14 protein-coding genes are annotated in these 17,560 nt (G+C 42.8%); 8 read left to right on the top strand and 6 right to left on the bottom strand.

The genetic code is table 11. From position 1 onward, the window contains the following. Positions 1–69: 69 nt before the first annotated feature. From recO to ACNORC_RS01610, 6 genes are all read left to right on the top strand, one after another. Positions 70–789: a DNA repair protein RecO gene (gene recO / locus ACNORC_RS01635; protein ID WP_418333840.1), complete on the top strand. Its 720-nt coding sequence runs from the start codon at positions 70–72 to the stop codon at positions 787–789. Further along, the gene (locus ACNORC_RS01630) at positions 789–3,191 is read left to right on the top strand and encodes a TonB-dependent receptor (protein ID WP_418333839.1); all 2,403 of its coding nucleotides are present in this window, start codon (positions 789–791) and stop codon (positions 3,189–3,191) included. Before recO ends, ACNORC_RS01630 begins: the two co-directional genes overlap by 1 nt. A 130-nt stretch (positions 3,192–3,321) precedes the next feature. After that, a complete protein-coding gene (gene ileS / locus ACNORC_RS01625) occupies positions 3,322–6,723 on the top strand; it encodes an isoleucine--tRNA ligase (RefSeq protein WP_418333838.1) in 3,402 nt (1,133 codons plus the stop codon). Positions 6,724–6,728: 5 nt separating this feature from the next. Beyond that, positions 6,729–7,112: a TraR/DksA family transcriptional regulator gene (locus ACNORC_RS01620; RefSeq protein WP_418333837.1), complete on the top strand. Its 384-nt coding sequence runs from the start codon at positions 6,729–6,731 to the stop codon at positions 7,110–7,112. 70 nt (positions 7,113–7,182) lie between these two features. Further along, a complete protein-coding gene (locus tag ACNORC_RS01615; RefSeq protein WP_418333836.1) occupies positions 7,183–7,803 on the top strand; it encodes a DUF4097 family beta strand repeat-containing protein in 621 nt (206 codons plus the stop codon). A 33-nt stretch (positions 7,804–7,836) separates the two neighbouring features. Continuing rightward, positions 7,837–8,481 (top strand): lipoprotein signal peptidase, encoded by a 645-nt coding sequence (locus ACNORC_RS01610; RefSeq protein ID WP_418333835.1) that lies wholly within the window; start codon positions 7,837–7,839, stop codon positions 8,479–8,481. On the opposite strand, the gene ACNORC_RS01605 is transcribed toward ACNORC_RS01610, so the two are convergent. The 6 genes from ACNORC_RS01605 to ACNORC_RS01580 are packed head-to-tail and all read right to left on the bottom strand — an operon-like array spanning position 8,478 to position 13,245. Beyond that, complete coding sequence (locus ACNORC_RS01605) at positions 8,478–8,891, bottom strand: response regulator (protein WP_418333834.1); 414 nt, start codon at positions 8,889–8,891, stop codon at positions 8,478–8,480. The genes ACNORC_RS01610 and ACNORC_RS01605 overlap by 4 nt on opposite strands. 5 nt (positions 8,892–8,896) lie before the next feature. Continuing rightward, complete coding sequence (locus ACNORC_RS01600) at positions 8,897–10,348, bottom strand: sensor histidine kinase (protein ID WP_418333833.1); 1,452 nt, start codon at positions 10,346–10,348, stop codon at positions 8,897–8,899. Positions 10,349–10,395: 47 nt separating this feature from the next. Beyond that, on the bottom strand, positions 10,396–10,968 hold the full coding sequence (locus ACNORC_RS01595) for a 5-formyltetrahydrofolate cyclo-ligase (protein ID WP_418333832.1): 573 nt from the start codon (positions 10,966–10,968) through the stop codon (positions 10,396–10,398). Further along, a complete protein-coding gene (locus ACNORC_RS01590) occupies positions 10,937–11,947 on the bottom strand; it encodes a succinylglutamate desuccinylase/aspartoacylase family protein (RefSeq protein WP_418333831.1) in 1,011 nt (336 codons plus the stop codon). The genes ACNORC_RS01595 and ACNORC_RS01590 overlap by 32 nt, the downstream gene beginning before the upstream one ends. Positions 11,948–11,950: 3 nt before the next feature. Then, positions 11,951–12,823, bottom strand: coding sequence for a 30S ribosomal protein S6--L-glutamate ligase (gene rimK / locus ACNORC_RS01585; RefSeq protein WP_418333830.1), 873 nt, complete (start codon positions 12,821–12,823; stop codon positions 11,951–11,953). Next, positions 12,820–13,245 carry an ATP-dependent zinc protease family protein gene (locus ACNORC_RS01580; protein WP_418333829.1) on the bottom strand — a complete coding sequence of 142 codons (426 nt, stop codon included), beginning with the start codon at positions 13,243–13,245 and terminating at the stop codon, positions 12,820–12,822. The genes rimK and ACNORC_RS01580 overlap by 4 nt, the downstream gene beginning before the upstream one ends. A 252-nt stretch (positions 13,246–13,497) precedes the next feature. Between ACNORC_RS01580 and uvrC the strand changes: the two genes are divergently transcribed. Then, positions 13,498–15,294 (top strand): excinuclease ABC subunit UvrC, encoded by a 1,797-nt coding sequence (uvrC, locus tag ACNORC_RS01575; RefSeq protein WP_418334623.1) that lies wholly within the window; start codon positions 13,498–13,500, stop codon positions 15,292–15,294. After that, positions 15,291–17,513 (top strand): patatin-like phospholipase family protein, encoded by a 2,223-nt coding sequence (locus tag ACNORC_RS01570; protein ID WP_418333828.1) that lies wholly within the window; start codon positions 15,291–15,293, stop codon positions 17,511–17,513. The genes uvrC and ACNORC_RS01570 overlap by 4 nt, the downstream gene beginning before the upstream one ends. Positions 17,514–17,560: the final 47 nt, after the last annotated feature.

Raw genomic sequence — 17,560 nt, 5'->3', positions numbered from 1 at the left:
CTGAAAGTAAATATTGTAATTTGGCTTTATTAAAAGAGCAGACTGCCTGCTCAAAAAGGGCATTTTTAGATGTTGATCAAAACAAAAGCAATAGTTTTTAGTGCACTCAAATACGGGGATGCAGATCTAATTGTGAAGTGTTTTACAGAGCAAAGTGGACTAAAAACCTATTTGCTTCGCGGCGTTCTGAAGTCTAAAAAAGGCAAAATAAAGGCCTCTCTTTTTCAGCCTCTTACTCAGGTGGAGCTGGAGGCAAACCATAAAGACAAAGGAACCCTCGAATACATGAGGGAGGCAAAGCTCCTGGTACCTTATCAAAGTTTGCATACCGATGTTCTGAAGTCCACTGTAGTCATGTTTTTAGCTGAGGTCCTGAGGAACTCAGTTAAGGAGGAAGAGGCAAATAAGCAGTTGTTCAAGTTCCTGGAGAACTCCTTGCGATGGTTCGATACCCATGAAAAAGCAGCCAATTTTCACTTGTTGTTCCTGGTGGAGCTCACCAGGTTCCTCGGATTTTATCCCGATGAACCGCAGGGAGATGAATCGGTTTTCAATTTAATAGATGGAACCTTCCAGGATAGAAAGACCAATGCCGACTGCATTTCTGATGAGAATGTTGCCCTGCTCAAGCTATTCTTGGGCACAAATTTTGAGGGGCTATCGGCCATTAAACTAACGCAAACCTACCGTTCCGGGTTTTTGCAGATGATGTTAAATTATTACGAAATTCACCTGCAGGGCTTTCATAAGCCTAAGTCCCTGTCGGTTTTAAATGAACTCTACAGTTGATGAGACTCTACTTTTTTCTGGCCCTCTTTTCAGTTTCATTATTGACAAAAGCACAGCAGATCTCCGTTAAAGATCGGGAAACCGGCCAACCTATTTTTAATGTGGCGGTATTCAATAAAGACAAGAGTAAAAGTACCCTTACCGATTTTGACGGGAAAGCCGATATCACCCAATTTTCCCCTTCAGAAATTATATTTTTTAGACATGTTTCTCATCTGGAAGAGCATTTTACAAAGAAACAGATAACCCGGCAGGAGGGAATTGTCTGGATGGAACAGAGTGAGAATCAGCTGCAGGAAGTGGTAGTTTCAGTATCGGGTTTTGATCAGAGAAAAGCTGAACTACCGCACGAGATCATTAGTATCAATAGAAAAGATATCATTACCGCGAGCCCCCAAACTTCTGCAGACCTTTTGGAAAGTACAGGAAGAGTATTTGTACAAAAGAGTCAGTTGGGAGGTGGAAGTCCCATGATCCGTGGGTTTGCAACTAACCGGCTCCTTCTCACGGTTGACGGTGTACGCATGAACACGGCGATCTTTAGAGGAGGGAATCTTCAAAATGTGATCTCAATTGATCCTCTGGCAGTAGAAAAAGTGGAGGTGGTGTTGGGTCCGGGCGCCGTGATCTATGGTAGCGATGCTATTGGAGGGGTCATGAACTTCTATACCCTTTCTCCTGAATTTTCTTCCAGGAAAGGCGGTGATTTTTCCGGAAAAGCCTATACCCGTTATGCGACGGCAAATGAGGAAAAGACCGGGCATCTCGATGTTTCCTATGGGAGCGAAAAATGGGCTTTTTTGAGCAGCGCTTCTTTTTCAGATTTTGGTGATATGAGAATGGGTTCATACGGTCCCGAGGAATACCTTCGGCCCGAGTATGTAGTCCAGAGAGATGGGCTGGATGTGACCGTGCAAAATGATGATCCAAAAGTTCAGGTTCCCACGGGCTACGATCAAATAAACCTTCTCGAAAAAGTAAGATACCGCCCCACCCAGGATTGGGAGTTTGGGTTGGGAGTAAATTACTCTACCACCTCAGATTATCCGCGCTATGACAGGCTTTATAGAAAAAAGAACGGACAGCTGCGGGCTGCGGAATGGTATTATGGGCCGCAGGAATGGCTGCAGGCGAATTTTCAGATTGATAAAGCCGGGAAAGGCATGTTATACGATGACGCCAAATTTACTGCAGCTTATCAATTCTTTGAAGAAAGCAGGCACGATCGCGATTATAACAAGGTGATTCTTTACGAAACTGAAGAAAATGTGGATGCGTGGTCGGGAAATCTGGATTTTGAAAAGGATTTCTTCGGAAGCAAGTTATTCTACGGGCTCGAATACGTTTACAACAAAGTACATTCAGGAGGTACAGAGACAGATATTTCAACGGGAGAAAAAGTGGTCGGCACCTCCCGGTATCCTGATGGTGCAACCTGGCAATCTATGGCAGCTTATTCCAGCCTGCAATGGAAGCCGGCACGCGATCTCACCGTGCAAGCCGGAATGCGATATAACCGAATCCTGCTGCAGGCAACTTTCAGTGAAGATATTTATGATTTCCCATTTTCAGATGCCGATCTTAATACCGGCGCACTTACGGGAAATGTTGGGATGAACTGGAAGCAAAATGACATTTTTGGATGGCAGCTCAACCTATCTTCGGCCTTTAGGGCTCCCAATGTTGATGATGTAGGTAAGATTTTCGATTCCACCCCGGGAATGGTGGTGGTTCCAAACCCCGATCTTCAGCCGGAAACGGCTTATAATGCCGAAGTAGGTAGCTTTATTACAATTGAGAATCTTTTGAAACTGGACATAGCAGTTTATTATACCTACCTGGATAATGCCCTGGTTAGAGGGGATTTTTCGCTGAATGGGCAGACTGAAATAGAATATCAGGGGGAACCCAGCCGGGTCGAGGCCATACAAAATGCAGCAAGTGCAAAAGTGTACGGAATAGAAGCCGGGGCTGATCTTCGGCTTTCAAAAGATCTAAAATTTACTTCTCAATTTAGTTATACTAATGGAGAAGAAGAACAGGATGACGGTTCTACGGCTCCGTTGAGACATGCGGCTCCACTCTTTGGAAATGCCCATTTGGTCTTTGAAAATAATGCCTGGAGACTGGACTTTTTTGCAGAATACAATGGAGAGATATCTTATGAAGAACTGGCGCCTTCAGAAAAAAGCAAAGATTATCTCTACGCTATAGATGCCAATGGCAATCCCTATTCTCCGGAATGGTATACGCTTAATCTTACTTCTCAATACGAGATCGGGAAAGGCTGGCTGGCAAAAGCGTCTTTGGAAAATATTACAGATCAACGCTATCGCACCTATTCTTCAGGGATCGCAGCCGCCGGAAGAAATCTTATTTTATCGCTTCAATACAGCTTCTAAGTTTTTCCGAGTATTATTTCAATATTATCAAAAGTTGAAATCTTTTGATGTTCAACAGGTTTTCCCATTTTTGAACCTTGATTTTATTAAAAATCGTTATTTTCGCGAATCTATTTGAAAGAATGAACAAATGAGTGTAAAGTTCCCTGAATATAAAGGACTTGACCTGCCAAAAGTCGCAGAAGAAATTCTTGATTTTTGGAAGGAGAACGATGTTTTTGAAAAAAGTATTACTTCCCGTGAAGGCAATGAGCCTTTTGTGTTTTTCGAAGGTCCGCCATCTGCGAACGGACTTCCGGGAATCCACCACGTGATGGCGCGTGCCATTAAAGATATATTTTGCCGATTCAAGACCCAGAAGGGTTACCAGGTGAAGCGTAAAGCCGGATGGGATACCCACGGCTTGCCAATTGAGCTTGGAGTGGAGAAGGAGCTTGGCATTACCAAAGAGGATATCGGCACTAAGATAAGTGTTGAGGAATATAACGATGCCTGTAGGAATGCAGTGATGCGTTATACAGATGTTTGGAACGATCTCACCGAGAAAATGGGTTATTGGGTAGATATGGAAGATCCATATATTACCTATAAATCCAAATACATGGAGACGGTATGGTGGTTACTTTCAGAGATCTACAAAAAGGGTCTTATTTATAAAGGCTACACCATTCAGCCATATTCCCCTAAAGCGGGAACCGGGTTGAGTTCTCACGAGCTTAACCAGCCGGGTACTTACCAGGATGTGACCGATACTACGGTGACAGCGATGTTCAAAGCCAAAAAAGACTCACTTCCTGAATTTCTTTCAGAAAAAGAAGGAGATATTTTCTTTATTGCATGGACAACCACTCCATGGACCTTGCCTTCGAATACTGCCTTAACGGTGGGGCCTAAGATCGAGTATGTCACTGTAAAGACTTACAACCAGTACACTTTTGAGCCTATTACTATTATTGTGGCCAAAAACCTGGCGGATAATCAATTTGACAAAAAGTTCAAAAAGACCGAAAATGAAGAGGTGCTTAATTCATACAAGCAGGGAGATAAGATCCCTTACCTGGTGGAAGAATCTTTCTTCGGAAAGGATCTCGTTGGAATAAAGTACGATCAATTGCTACCGTATGCACAGCCTTATGAGCATCCTGAAAATGCTTTCCGTATCATTTCAGGAGACTTTGTGACTACTGAAGATGGTACCGGTATTGTACATACAGCGCCTACCTTTGGGGCCGATGATGCTATGGTTGCAAAACAGGCCACCCCGGAAGTGCCACCATTACTGGTAAAAGATGAGAATGGAAATCTGGTGCCGCTGGTAGATCTGCAGGGGAAATTCCGCGAGGAAATGGGAGAGTTTGCCGGTAAGTACGTGAAGAGCGAATACTATGACGAAGGCAAAGCTCCTGAAAAATCGGTAGATGTTGAGCTTGCTATAAAGCTCAAAGAAGAGAACCGCGCCTTTAAAGTTGAAAAATACGTTCACAGCTATCCAAACTGCTGGAGAACAGACAAACCTATACTGTACTATCCTTTAGATTCATGGTTCATTAAAGTGACCGATGTAAAGGAAAGAATGCATGAGCTGAACCAGAAGATCAACTGGAAGCCTAAATCTACCGGAGAAGGTCGATTTGGTAACTGGCTTGCCAATGCAAATGACTGGAACCTTTCCAGGTCAAGGTATTGGGGAATTCCGCTGCCTATCTGGAGAACAGAAGACGGTAAGGAGGAAACCATTATCGGTTCTATTGAAGAGCTGAAAGCTGAAATGAAAAAATCAGTTGAAGCCGGATTCATGAAGGCAGATATGTTTGCTGATTTTGAACCCGGAAACTTCAGTGATGAGAATTACGAGAAGGTAGACCTGCACAAGAATGTAGTTGATGAGATCATTTTGGTCTCAGATTCAGGAAAACCGATGAAACGGGAGGCCGATCTTATTGATGTTTGGTTCGATTCCGGTTCCATGCCTTATGCGCAGTGGCATTATCCTATGGAAAATGCGGAAAAGGTTGAAAATACCTGGAGAAAAGCCGATTTCATTGCTGAAGGAGTTGACCAGACACGTGGATGGTTCTACACTCTGCACGCCATTGCAACTATGGTCTTTGATGATGTTGCTTATAAGAATGTTGTTTCCAACGGCCTTGTCCTTGATAAGAACGGACAAAAAATGTCCAAACGTCTTGGAAACGCCGTAGATCCATTTGAAACCTTGGCGGCCTTTGGACCTGATGCTACCCGTTGGTATATGATCTCCAATGCCAATCCTTGGGACAACTTAAAATTTGATATTGAGGGAATTTCAGAAGTGCGCCGTAAATTTTTCGGTACTCTTTACAACACCTATTCCTTCTTCTCGTTATATGCCAACATAGATAATTTCACCTATTCAGAAGCTGATATCCCTAATGAGGAGCGGCCTGAAATTGACAGGTGGATACTTTCAGAACTGCATACGCTCATTGAAAATGTTGACAAGTTCTATGCTGATTATGAGCCTACAAAGGCTACCCGTGCAATTTCTGAATTTGTACAGGAGAATCTCAGCAACTGGTATGTAAGGCTTTGCCGCCGTAGATTCTGGAAAGGAGAATATGGTCAGGACAAGATCTCAGCCTATCAAACGCTGTACACCTGCTTGATTACCGTGGCTAAATTGGGAGCTCCGGTAGCACCATTTTTTATGGACAGGTTGTACAAAGATCTCAACGCTGCCACTCAAAAAGAGGAATTTGAATCGGTGCATTTATCAGTTTTTCCGAAAGTTCATGCAGAGTTTATCGACAAAGCCCTCGAACGCCAAATGGAAAAGGCCCAGACAGTTTCGTCGCTGGTGTTATCCCTGAGAAAAAAGGAAATGATAAAAGTGCGGCAGCCATTGCAACGGGTAATGATACCTGTTTTGGATGAACAACAACGGCGGGAGATAGAAGCTGTTTCAGATCTTATCAAGTCTGAAGTGAATGTGAAGGAGCTGGAATTGATCGATGATGCATCGGGAATTCTGGTAAAACAGATCAAACCGAACTTCAAGGTTCTAGGACCTCGTTTCGGAAAAGACATGAAATTGATCACCCAAAAGATCAGTCAATTTACTTCCGACGAGATTCAAAAAATTGAGCGTGAAGGGAAAATTGAGGTAGAAGTTAATGGGAAAATGCTTACATTGGAAAACGAAGATGTCGAGATCACTTCGCAGGATATAGAGGGTTGGCTGGTTGCCAATTCAGGAAATATCACAGTTGCTTTGGATATTACAATTTCCGAAGACCTGAAAAAAGAAGGAATTGCCAGGGAACTGGTGAACAGGATACAAAATATCCGAAAAGATTCCGGATTTGAAGTGACGGACAAGATTGATGTGACCCTACAGAAGGACGGTACTGTCGAGGACGCCGTTCAACAAAATATAGAATATATAAAAAACGAGACCCTCACTGCAAACCTCGACCTTGCAGAAGAAGTGAACAACGGTTTGGAAGTTTCTTTTGATGAAGTGACCACTAAGTTGTTAATTAAAAAACATTAAGAACTATGTCAACAGAAGTTAAAGAACGCTACAGTGATGCGGAATTAGCGGAGTTTAAAGCCCTGATCCTCGCTAAGATTGAGAAAGCCAAGGAGCAATTGGAACTTTACAAGAGCGCGTACATGAATGACGGGAACAATGGTACAGATGACACCTCTCCTACGTTCAAAGCTTTTGAGGAAGGAAGTGAGACCATGAGCAAAGAAGCTAACTCACAACTGGCTATTCGCCAGGAGAAATTTATTCGTGACCTAAAGAACGCTTTGGTGCGAATAGAAAGCAAAACCTACGGAATATGTCGCGTGACAGGAAAATTGATCGCTAAAGAGCGACTTAAACTTGTACCACACGCAACATTGAGTATTGAAGCTAAGAATATGCAGCGATAATTACGTTGTTTTTCTATAAAACACGCTCCTGCCTGGTGGTTTGGAGCGTTTTTTGTTTTATCTGCGTCCTATGAGATACATGTTGTGCAGTTTGATGCTGCTTTTCTTTCTGAAATCTTATTCCCAAAAAGAAACAGTGGAAGTGCTGGAAGCCGGAAGACTGGAACGGCTTGTGCTGGACAGTGATGAGGTCTTTAAGATCAGCATAAATACTGTCCCCGGGCATATAATTAAGATCACCTCCCGGTCTGATGGCGAATATTATAACGATATTAGGCTGGAAACCGAAGAGGTCGAAAAAACCCTTTTTTTGAGGTCTCAGTACAGGGAAATTTTGCAGAGTGGATTTGACAAACTGAGTGCTCACAAGGTTTTTGCTATGGAGCTCGAACTGGAGATCCCTGAAGATTTTGTGGTAGAGGTCAAGTCGAATGTGGCTACAGTCTTTTTAAATGGTAAATACGAACAGGTGCTGGTGCAGTTAAAATCGGGTTCCTGTTTCCTGAATAATTTTAAAGGGGATGCTGTTGTCAACACTTTTGAAGGAAATATCACTGTAGAAACAGAAAACGCCTTAATAGATGCCGATTCCCGTCATGGAAAAGTAAATTTGCCACATGGCTCCCGTGGTACTAAGAGGATTTCCCTACATAGTATTAACGGAAATATAGAAGTCACCGAAACTAAATAATATTAGTATTTTTGAAGCCATAAAAATATCCTGATGTCCTTAAAGAAAGCCTCTGCCTTAATAGTTCTGATCTTGCTTATAGATCAGATATCCAAGTTTTATATTAAAACTCATTTTGCCTTAGGCGAGGAAATAAGGGTTTTTGACTGGTTCCGCATTTTGTTTGTGGAGAACGAGGGCATGGCCTGGGGGGCGAAGATCCCCGGGGAATATGGAAAGTTATTCCTTACAAGTTTCCGTTTGGTGGCCATTGTGGGTATTGCCTACTGGCTCTATGATTCAGTCAAAAAGAATGGAGCTCCCGTTCTTATCGTTGCTATCTCACTGATCTTTGCTGGTGCCTTCGGAAATATTATAGACTCGGTTTTTTATGGCGAAATCTTTAACCACAGCTACAATCAGGTAGCTACTTTCCTTCCTGAAGAAGGCGGCTACGGAACTTTGATGCATGGAAAAGTAGTAGATATGCTCTATTTTCCATTATGGTCAGGATACCTTCCGGAGTGGATCCCATTTTGGGGAGGTAAATATTTCACCTTTTTCGAACCTGTATTTAACGTAGCTGATTCTGCAATAACCGTTGGGGTAGCACTGTTACTGGTCTTCAATAAAAAGGCCTTTGCTCACGAGACGAGAGAGGAAAAAAAGGAAGAAAGAGAAGAGAAACTGGTAGACTAAGCGACGTCCCGCTCGAAGATCTTTTCGAATTTTTTAAGCTCTATAGGTTTGATCAGGTAATCTGTCACCATATTGAAAGACTTGGCTCTTTCCAGGTCCCGGGGGTCAATAGAGGAACTCACCACGTAAAGAATGATCTTTTTATTGAAGTTGTTCTTGATCTTGATGAATTCACTCAAGAATTCCCAACCATCCATTACAGGCATGTTGAGATCCAGGAAAATAATGTCCGGTAACCTGTCTTCGGTCATGTTCTCCAGAATGGCTCTGAAATAATCCAGTGCTTCTTTGCCATTTTTGAATATTATAAGATTCTGAGACAGTTTCTTGATCTCGATGATCTTCTTGACCAGGTTGACATAGATCTTGTCATCATCAATGATACAGGCCAGTTCAATAGGATGCTCCATAGGATCTAGAATTTGATTTTAAAAGTTGTACCAACATTTACCGTGCTGGTCACCGAAATACTGCCACCCATTGTTTCCACCTGATTCTTGGTTATAAAAAGACCAATACCGTTGGCTTCGGGGTGACGGTGGAATGTTTTGTACATTCCAAACATCTTATCGCCATACTCGTCAAGGTCGATTCCCATTCCGTTGTCACTTACCTCCAAATAACTATATCCGTTCTCGGAATAGGTCTGGATATAAATGACCGGTCTTCTTCCTTTATGCTTGTATTTTATGGCGTTCGTGATCAAATTTAATAAAATACTCTCCAGATACTCAGAAATGTAATTTATTTCGGTCAACTTATCGAATTCGGCGATGATCTCCGCATTTTCTCTTTTTATTAGGGACGAAGTGGAAGCAATCACCACATCTAAAGCGTCTTTGAACTTTACCAGTTGTTTTTCCTTTTTCAGGACATTCGGCCTGGTCACGATCTCGTTCAATTGGTTTATGGCTACTTCCAGATTTTCTGAAATGTTCTCCACATTCAGAATTAGATCCAGTTTATCTTCATTGGAACGGGCCTCCTTCAGCAACTGTGATACAAGACTGAGATTGCTGCTGTGAGATCGAAGCTGATGAGAAACTATATGAGCAAAATTGAATAACTGTGAATTTTGAGAAGCAATAATATCCAGTGAATTCTGAAGGTTCAGTTCGTGCGTCTTTTGATCGTCAATATCCTGATAGACCCCACGGATCCCAATGATCTCCTGGTCGTTATTATAAACCGGTTTTCCTGTGGCCCGAACCCAAAATTCCCTGTTATGCAGAGTACACATCCTGATCTCTACTTTAAAAGGAATGCCGTATCTGCTGCATTTTTTGAACATGTTTTCCACCTTCTCATGATTCTCGGGAGCATAGAAGCGCATTTTATCTTCGGGTCTCGGCTCATAATCCATAGGGCAGTCCAGGATCTTTTTGGTCACATTGTCCCAATAGACTGCATTGGTGTTCACGTCAAGGTACCATCCTCCGGTTGAGGTCATTTCGGCAGTTTCGCGGTAATAGAAAAAGTTTTCTTCTATGGTGTACTGATCCCGCTTGGCCTGGTGGATATTTACAAAGAGCAGGACAGCAGCGTCTGCAAGCCCTTTTTCACGGCTCTTAAGATTGCGGCACTCAAACCAGCGGTATTTCCCGTTCTCCAGCTTTAAGCGAAGCTCTGCCGAAAAAGGTTTTTGTTTGTGAACGAGATCTTCAAAGTACTCCCGAAAATCATAACGATAATCTTTATGAAGTACATGATCCAGGAAATAATCGAGTTTGTTCTGACCCACCTCGGGGCGGCCAATAAGAAAGTTGAAGTGTTCTGACCATGAGATCTCTTTGGTCAGGAGGTTGATCTTCCAGTAAGCTACATCAAAATCTTCGAGTATACTGTTTAACTGGAGGTCGTTAAGCATTAATGTTCTTAATTGGTTGGATTAAAAGTAATTGAAAACCTAAAGGTTTACAAATTTTTGAAATTATAAATTTTTTCAGGGGTTACACAGAAATCCAGCGGTACATCTTCGGGAGTGATTTCCGGAAGATCTTTTTCAGCTTCATAAAAGGATAGTCCCACCTTTATCACATTTCCGGAGCACTGAGAAAGAAATCGGTCGTAAAACCCTTTTCCGTAGCCAATTCTGTTTCCTTTTTTATCAAAAGCCAGCAAAGGAATGAAGACGACTTCGATCTTTTCCGCAGGAATTTCAATGCCTTCTACCGGCTCAGGGATTCCCCAGTCATTTTTGCGAATGATCGTAGAGTCGGTAAGCAGATAATTCGTGAGATGTCCGGAGGTAAAATCGGCTTTGGAGAGCACCACATTTTTATCTTTCCCCTGTAAAATATGGAGCAGGCCCTGGGTATCTACTTCTCTTTTTTCGGAAATACTGAGAAAAAGATGGTAATAGGAATGATCCCAGATAGGAAGTTTCAGCAGATTATTGGCGACTTCAAGGCTTTTATCCTCGATCTCTTCCGGAGAGAATTCCTCCCGCATTTTTTTATACTTCAGTCGGAGCTGATTCTTGTTCATGGCTGATTTCCCGGTTTATAGAAATATGAAAAATGGCATCTCCCTGATAAACAATGGGAGACTCATTCACGTTGATGATGTAACCTTCGTTAGGAGCTTTGACCTTATGCCGCAGTTTTCCGTAGGGATCTGTAATCGTTGCTACATATTCCCCTTTTTCAACATGTTTGCCACAGGGAACCTTCACATGGAGCAATCCGCTGTACTTGGCTCTCATCCAGGTGCTGCCTTCAATAAGAATGGTATCTCCAACAGGATCTGGCACCTCGAATTTAGGTTTGAGCATTTCAAAATGGGCCAATATGCGCATCGCGCCTTCTACCCCGTGCTTTGCTACAGTTTTGTTACTGTCTTTTGATTTTCCGCCTTCGAATAGCAACACCGGTTTCCCCTGTTTTGCACAGGTCTCCCGGTAAGATTTTGTAATGGTTTTCGAAACAATAGTGAACGGAGCATTAAAGATCTGTGCATAATGCATGGCTAATTGTTCCCCTTTTTTGATCCTTATCTGAGGGGCATTGAACCTGCTGGCTCCTCCGGTATGGAAATCCAGGCAGAAATCGGCCACGGGAAGAATTTTATTCACGAACTGGTAAGCGAAACGACTGGCTAAAGAACCATTTTTGGCACCCGGGAATACGCGGTTAAGATCTCTGCCATCGGGAAATTCCCGACTCATATTAAGAAATCCGAAGACATTTATAATTGGAATACAAATGACCGTGCCTCTCGCTGGTTTGTTGATCTCTTTCACGATGATCTGCCGCACCACTTCCACGCCGTTGATCTCGTCTCCGTGAATACCGGCGGTGATCAAAATGACGGGACCCGGCTTTTTAGATCTTTCTATGATTATGGGAACGTCTACTGCCGTGGCAGTGTAGAGTTTCGCCATGTTGAAGTTTATGGTTGCACTCTTACCGGGATGTATTTTTTTTCCCAGTATATCCAGGACATTATTCTCATCAATAAAAGCCATAAGCTACATGTTTCTCTCAATGTAACGAATAATGGTCTTGGCAATGTCTTTACCGGTAGCGTGCTCAATTCCTTCAAGCCCCGGAGAAGAGTTCACTTCAAGGATCAATGGTCCACGGGAACTTTGAAGCATGTCTACTCCAGCAACGCCCAATCCCATAGCTTTTGCCGCTTTGATAGCTGCGGTTTCTTCTTCATCTGATAATTGTATCACAGAGGCTGTACCTCCCCGGTGAAGATTGGAGCGGAATTCTCCTTCTTTTCCCTGTCTTTTCATGGCACCTACCACGTGGCCATCCACGACCAGTGCACGAATGTCTGCACCACCGGCTTCCTTGATGAATTCCTGAACAATTACCCGGGCCTGCAGTCCGTTAAAAGCTTCTATTACAGATTCGGCCGCATTTTTGGTTTCTGCCAACACTACTCCGAGCCCCTGCGTACCTTCCAAAAGCTTAATAATTAGAGGTGCTCCTCCAACGTGATCGATCACCTCTCCCACATCCTTCGAATAATTGGTAAAAACCGTTTTTGGAAGTCCCAGCCTGGCTCTGGATAGCACCTGCAGACTTCTTAATTTATCCCGACTTCTAACCAGAGCCTGAGATTCGGTGGTTGAGAATACTCCCATCATTTCAAATTGCCGCACCACCGCAGTACCGTAAAAGGTAACAGAAGCACCAACGCGCGGAATAACAGCATCTGCATCATCAATGTGTCTTCCTTTGTAATAAATACTGGGATTTTTCTTTTCAATAATAAGATCACACTTTAAGGGATCGATCACTTCAACCTCGTGATTTCTTTTTTTTGCTGCCTCAACGAGACGTTGTGTGGAGTAAAGGCTGCTGTTACGGGATAGGATTTTTATGTTCATTCTTGTTTTTTCTTGAAAGACAGGTCGTAATACTCAGTATCGACTATATATTTTTTAGTTATGAATTTTCGCCCCAAAAGTACTGGAAATCTCATTTCCTGACGGGTGGTAAGAGAAAGAGAAATTTTATGGGTTTTTCCAAAAAGGGTGATATGCGTCTGGATCTGGAATCTTTTCTGAACGATGCCGTTACTGCTCTTTACAAAGACCACATCATAGTCTTTGAAATGAAACTCCCTCCCATTGTACAGTGGGTGTTCCTCATCTAAAAAAGTACATCTCAGTTCCCCTTTTTTCTCCACTATATTATCACAGTGAATAGAAGAGGTGTATGCGCCGGTATCGATCTTAATTGAAATATCATCAAGGTGCAGATCGGGGAAATCTGCCTTGTCAAACCGGCCGATCAGTTTTTTTTCCATAACTGCAAGGTAGCAAAAGGAGATTTTCTAAGTCTTAACAATTTCTGAAAATACCTTTTTTGAAACCCTTGTTCCACAGAAGCTTAAAAGATTTCAGCATAACTAATAGCTTTTTGGAAATTGTTTTCTCCTTTAAGGAGCAGCATCAGCAGGGGAAAATGGAGAGGGAATATGGAATACTTCGGAAAAATTTAACATTTTATGAAGTGTCAGATTTTACTCGCGGGAATTTTATCTTTTACCTTTGAAACGATGGACCAGAGTAATGTAGAACTACAACTGAAGACCCTTCCGGAGAGTCCGGGGGTGTATCAGTATTTTGATAAGAACGGAAAGATCCTTTATGTAGGTAAGGCCAAGAACCTGAAGAAAAGGGTAACCTCCTATTTCACTAAGAATAATGACAGCCACCGTATACGGGTGATGGTGAAAAAGATCCACGAGATTCGGCATATCGTGGTCTCTTCGGAAACTGATGCCCTGCTTCTGGAGAATAATCTCATCAAGAAGCATCAGCCGCGATTCAATGTGATGCTGAAGGATGATAAGACCTACCCCTGGATCTGCATCAAAAATGAACGTTTTCCGAGAGTTTTTCCTACTCGCAAACTGGTAAAGGACGGCAGTGAATACTACGGGCCGTATACCAGTTTTAAAACTGTTAATACCCTTCTCGACCTGATAAAAGGTTTGTACCAGCTCAGGACTTGCAACTACGATCTTTCCGAAGAGAAAATAAAGAACGGAAAATACAAGGTGTGCCTGGAATATCACCTTGGAAACTGCCTGGGACCTTGTGAGGCCTATGAATCAGAAAAGGAGTATCTGAAAAAGATCGAAGCCATCCGGCAGATCGTAAAAGGTAATTTTAAAGACTCCCTTCAGCAGTTCAGAAAACAGATGAAGGAGCATGCTGAAAAAATGGAATTTGAGGAGGCGCAAAAGATCAAACTGAAGATCGATGTGCTGGAAAATTATCAGGCGAAATCTACAGTGGTCAATCCAAAGATCAATAACGTAGATGTGTTTTCGATTGTAAGCGATGAAGGTTACGGGTATGTCAATTTTCTGCAAATGTCCCACGGCGCGATCATTCGTTCTCATACCATTGAGATGAAAAAGAAGCTGGGAGAAAGCGACAAAGAGCTTCTGGAACTGGGAATCACCGAGATCAGGCAGCGTTTCAACTCTCACACAAGGGAGATCTATGTGCCCTTCAAAGTGGAGATGGGAGAAGATATTAAAGTGACGGTTCCCAAGCTTGGGGATAAGAAACAGATTGTGGACCTCTCTACCCGCAACGCAAAATATTTCAGGCAGGAACGCTTTAAGCAAATGAAGATCGTTGATCCTGACAGGCATGTGAACCGGATCATGGCACAAATGAAACAGGATCTTCGGTTACAGGAAGAGCCTAGGCATATTGAGTGTTTTGATAACTCTAACATACAGGGTACAAATCCCGTTGCGGCTTGCGTGGTATTCAGAGATGGAAAACCCAGTAAAAGAGATTACCGCAAGTTCAATATCAAAACGGTTGAAGGTCCCAATGACTTCGCTTCTATGGAAGAGGTGGTGTTCAGAAGGTATAGAAGATTGCTGCAGGAGGGAGAATCCCTGCCGCAATTGATCATTGTTGACGGCGGGAAAGGTCAGTTATCTTCAGCAGTGAAAGCCTTGGAGACACTTGATCTCCGCGGAAAAATCGCCATCATAGGGATAGCCAAACGCCTGGAAGAAATTTTTTATCCGGGAGACTCAATTCCTTTGTATCTTGATAAAAAATCAGAGACCCTGAAGATCATTCAGCAGCTTAGGAACGAGGCCCACCGGTTTGGGATCACTTTTCACCGGAACAAACGCAGCAGTGTTGCTTTAAATACTGAACTGGAAAATATTCCGGGAATTGGAGAGAAGACGGTGGTGGAGCTGCTTCAGAATTTCAGGTCTTTAAAACGTGTAAAAGAAGCTTCCGAAGAAAGTCTTGCCACAGTTATAGGTAAAGCCCGGGCAGCCATTATTTACAGCCATTATCATCCAAAAACATGAAAAAAAGCTACCTTTTCCTATTATTGTTGTGTTTCTTCTTTCGACTTTCTGCTCAGGAAGATCCCAAGGTAGGATTGGTACTCAGTGGAGGGGGAGCAAAAGGACTGGCTCATATAGGGGTACTGCAGACCCTGGAGGATGCGGGGGTTAAGATAGATTATATTGGAGGCACAAGTATGGGGGCTATAATTGGTGCCTTGTATTCTGCGGGCTATACTGCCCATCAACTGGATTCGATCTTTCACAAGACCAATTTCAATATTCTTATTCAGGACGAACTACCGCGCAGCGCAAAGACCTTTTATGAAAAGCGGGATGCTGAAAAATATGCTCTCACCCTTCCTTTTGATAATTTCAGTGTGTCTTTTCCTTCGGCTCTTTCGCGGGGGCAGAACGTCTACAATTTGATGTCAAAACTCACGCTTCACCTGCAGGATAAAAGTGATTTTACCAAGCTGCCTATTCCCTTTTTCGCGGTAGCTACAGATGTAGAAACGGGAAATGAAGTGATCCTGGACCGCGGGTACCTGCCACAGGCAATTTCTGCCAGTGCAGCCATTCCGTCGCTGTTTAGTCCGGTGCTGGTAGACGGGCGGATGCTGACTGACGGGGGAGTGGCCAATAATTATCCCGTTGAAGAAATGCGCAAAAGAGGGGCCGACATTATCATTGGAGTTGATGTGCAGGACACATTGGCCGGGAGAGAAGACCTTCGTTCTGTTTTCGAGATCCTCACCCAGATCAGTAATTTCAATACCATAAAACAGATGAAGGCGAAGATCGTAAAGACTGATATTTATATTGACCCCGATATTACCCCGTTTAATGTCATGTCTTTTGAGTTGGGGAAAGATATCATAGAAGCGGGAAGAGAAGCTGCAGAAAAATATAAAGATGAATTTAAAGCTATTGCAGCTTTACAAAAAAGACCGGTGTTGGAAAGGACTCCAATTCCGGTAGTGGATTCCCTCTATATTTCAGATGTCCGGATTGAAGGTAACACCTCCTATCCTCGTTCATACATCCTTGGAAAGCTCAAAGTGCGGTATCCTGCGCAAATTACTTACGATGATCTAAATCTGGGAATTAATAACCTCTCTGCTACCCGAAATTTTAACAGGATCAATTATCAGCTCGTTCCGCTGAATAAAGGATTTGTACTGGTACTTCAGCTTGAGGAGAATCCCAGTAAAACTCTTTTAAGGATAGGTTTGCACTACGACAATCTTTATAAAAGCGGCGCTCTCCTCAACCTCACCCGTAAAAGTTTACTTTTAACCAATGATGTTGCCTCTATAGATGTGGTGTTGGGTGATAATTTCAGGTATAATCTCAACTATTACATTGATAAAGGCTTTTACTGGAGTATTGGTGCCCGCACGCGGTACAATACCTTTAGCAAAGGAGTTTCTTTTGATTTTGCCAAAGAGAACGCAGATATTGAAGGAGATGGCATCAATGAACTTGAGCTGGATTACCAGGACTTTACCAGCCAGTTTTATGCAGAAACGCTATTCCAACAGATCTTTTCACTGGGGATGGGGGCAGAACACAAATATCTTGACATCACTTCCCAAACCCTTGGCACAGCTCCCCAACCGGATGGTGCCCTTGGGGTGTTTGACAGAAGTAATTATTATAGCCTTTTTGGATACCTGAAACTGGACAGTTTTGACAATAAATATTTCCCTACCCGCGGCCTCTACTTTGACGGAGACTTTCACTGGTATGTATGGTCTTCAGATTACCTGGAGAATTTTTCGCCTTTTTCGATCGCTAAAGGAACCATAGGTTACGTTTTTACTCCTTTTGACAAACTGGCGACCAGGATATATTCCGAAGCAGGCTTCAGGATAGGAAGTAAGGAAAATAATATTTTTGACTTCTTTTTGGGTGGCTACGGGAATGACCTCATAAATAACTTCGTTCCGTTCTACGGCTATGATTTTATTAGTCTTTCAGGAGATAGTTATATTAAAGGAGGGGTTGATATCGATTATGAGTTCTACGCAAAGAACCATGTGATATTCAGTGCCAATTTTGCCAATGTTCAAAATGAGTTGTACCCTTCAGGGCAGTGGTTCTCTTCCCCGGACTACAGTGGATACGCTTTAGGATACGGAATAGATTCCTTTATGGGACCTCTCGAGGTAAAGTACTCCATATCTCCAGAACTCAGCCAGAGTCAATGGTATTTCAGTATCGGCTTTTGGTTTTAGGCCTCCTTTAACTGAATTTCCCGTTATATTTTCGGATATTTGTAGTT

Source organism: Salinimicrobium soli, from assembly GCF_048323655.1.
GTDB classification, from domain to species: Bacteria; Bacteroidota; Bacteroidia; order Flavobacteriales; family Flavobacteriaceae; genus Salinimicrobium; species Salinimicrobium soli.
The sequence above is the reverse complement of the archived record's forward strand: the minus strand, read 5'-3'. Positions and strand labels throughout refer to the sequence as shown.

Excerpts from the sequence above, each read along its gene's own strand:
- recO (WP_418333840.1), top strand. The coding sequence starts at position 70 with ATGTTGATCAAAACAAAAGCAATAGTTTTTAGTGCACTCAAATACGGG.
- ACNORC_RS01630 (WP_418333839.1), top strand. The coding sequence starts at position 789 with ATGAGACTCTACTTTTTTCTGGCCCTCTTTTCAGTTTCATTATTGACA.
- ileS (WP_418333838.1), top strand. The coding sequence starts at position 3,322 with ATGAGTGTAAAGTTCCCTGAATATAAAGGACTTGACCTGCCAAAAGTC.
- ACNORC_RS01620 (WP_418333837.1), top strand. The coding sequence starts at position 6,729 with ATGTCAACAGAAGTTAAAGAACGCTACAGTGATGCGGAATTAGCGGAG.
- ACNORC_RS01615 (WP_418333836.1), top strand. The coding sequence starts at position 7,183 with ATGAGATACATGTTGTGCAGTTTGATGCTGCTTTTCTTTCTGAAATCT.
- ACNORC_RS01610 (WP_418333835.1), top strand. The coding sequence starts at position 7,837 with ATGTCCTTAAAGAAAGCCTCTGCCTTAATAGTTCTGATCTTGCTTATA.
- ACNORC_RS01605 (WP_418333834.1), bottom strand. The coding sequence starts at position 8,891 with ATGGAGCATCCTATTGAACTGGCCTGTATCATTGATGATGACAAGATC.
- ACNORC_RS01600 (WP_418333833.1), bottom strand. The coding sequence starts at position 10,348 with ATGCTTAACGACCTCCAGTTAAACAGTATACTCGAAGATTTTGATGTA.
- ACNORC_RS01595 (WP_418333832.1), bottom strand. The coding sequence starts at position 10,968 with ATGAACAAGAATCAGCTCCGACTGAAGTATAAAAAAATGCGGGAGGAA.
- ACNORC_RS01590 (WP_418333831.1), bottom strand. The coding sequence starts at position 11,947 with ATGGCTTTTATTGATGAGAATAATGTCCTGGATATACTGGGAAAAAAA.
- rimK (WP_418333830.1), bottom strand. The coding sequence starts at position 12,823 with ATGAACATAAAAATCCTATCCCGTAACAGCAGCCTTTACTCCACACAA.
- ACNORC_RS01580 (WP_418333829.1), bottom strand. The coding sequence starts at position 13,245 with ATGGAAAAAAAACTGATCGGCCGGTTTGACAAGGCAGATTTCCCCGAT.
- uvrC (WP_418334623.1), top strand. The coding sequence starts at position 13,498 with ATGGACCAGAGTAATGTAGAACTACAACTGAAGACCCTTCCGGAGAGT.
- ACNORC_RS01570 (WP_418333828.1), top strand. The coding sequence starts at position 15,291 with ATGAAAAAAAGCTACCTTTTCCTATTATTGTTGTGTTTCTTCTTTCGA.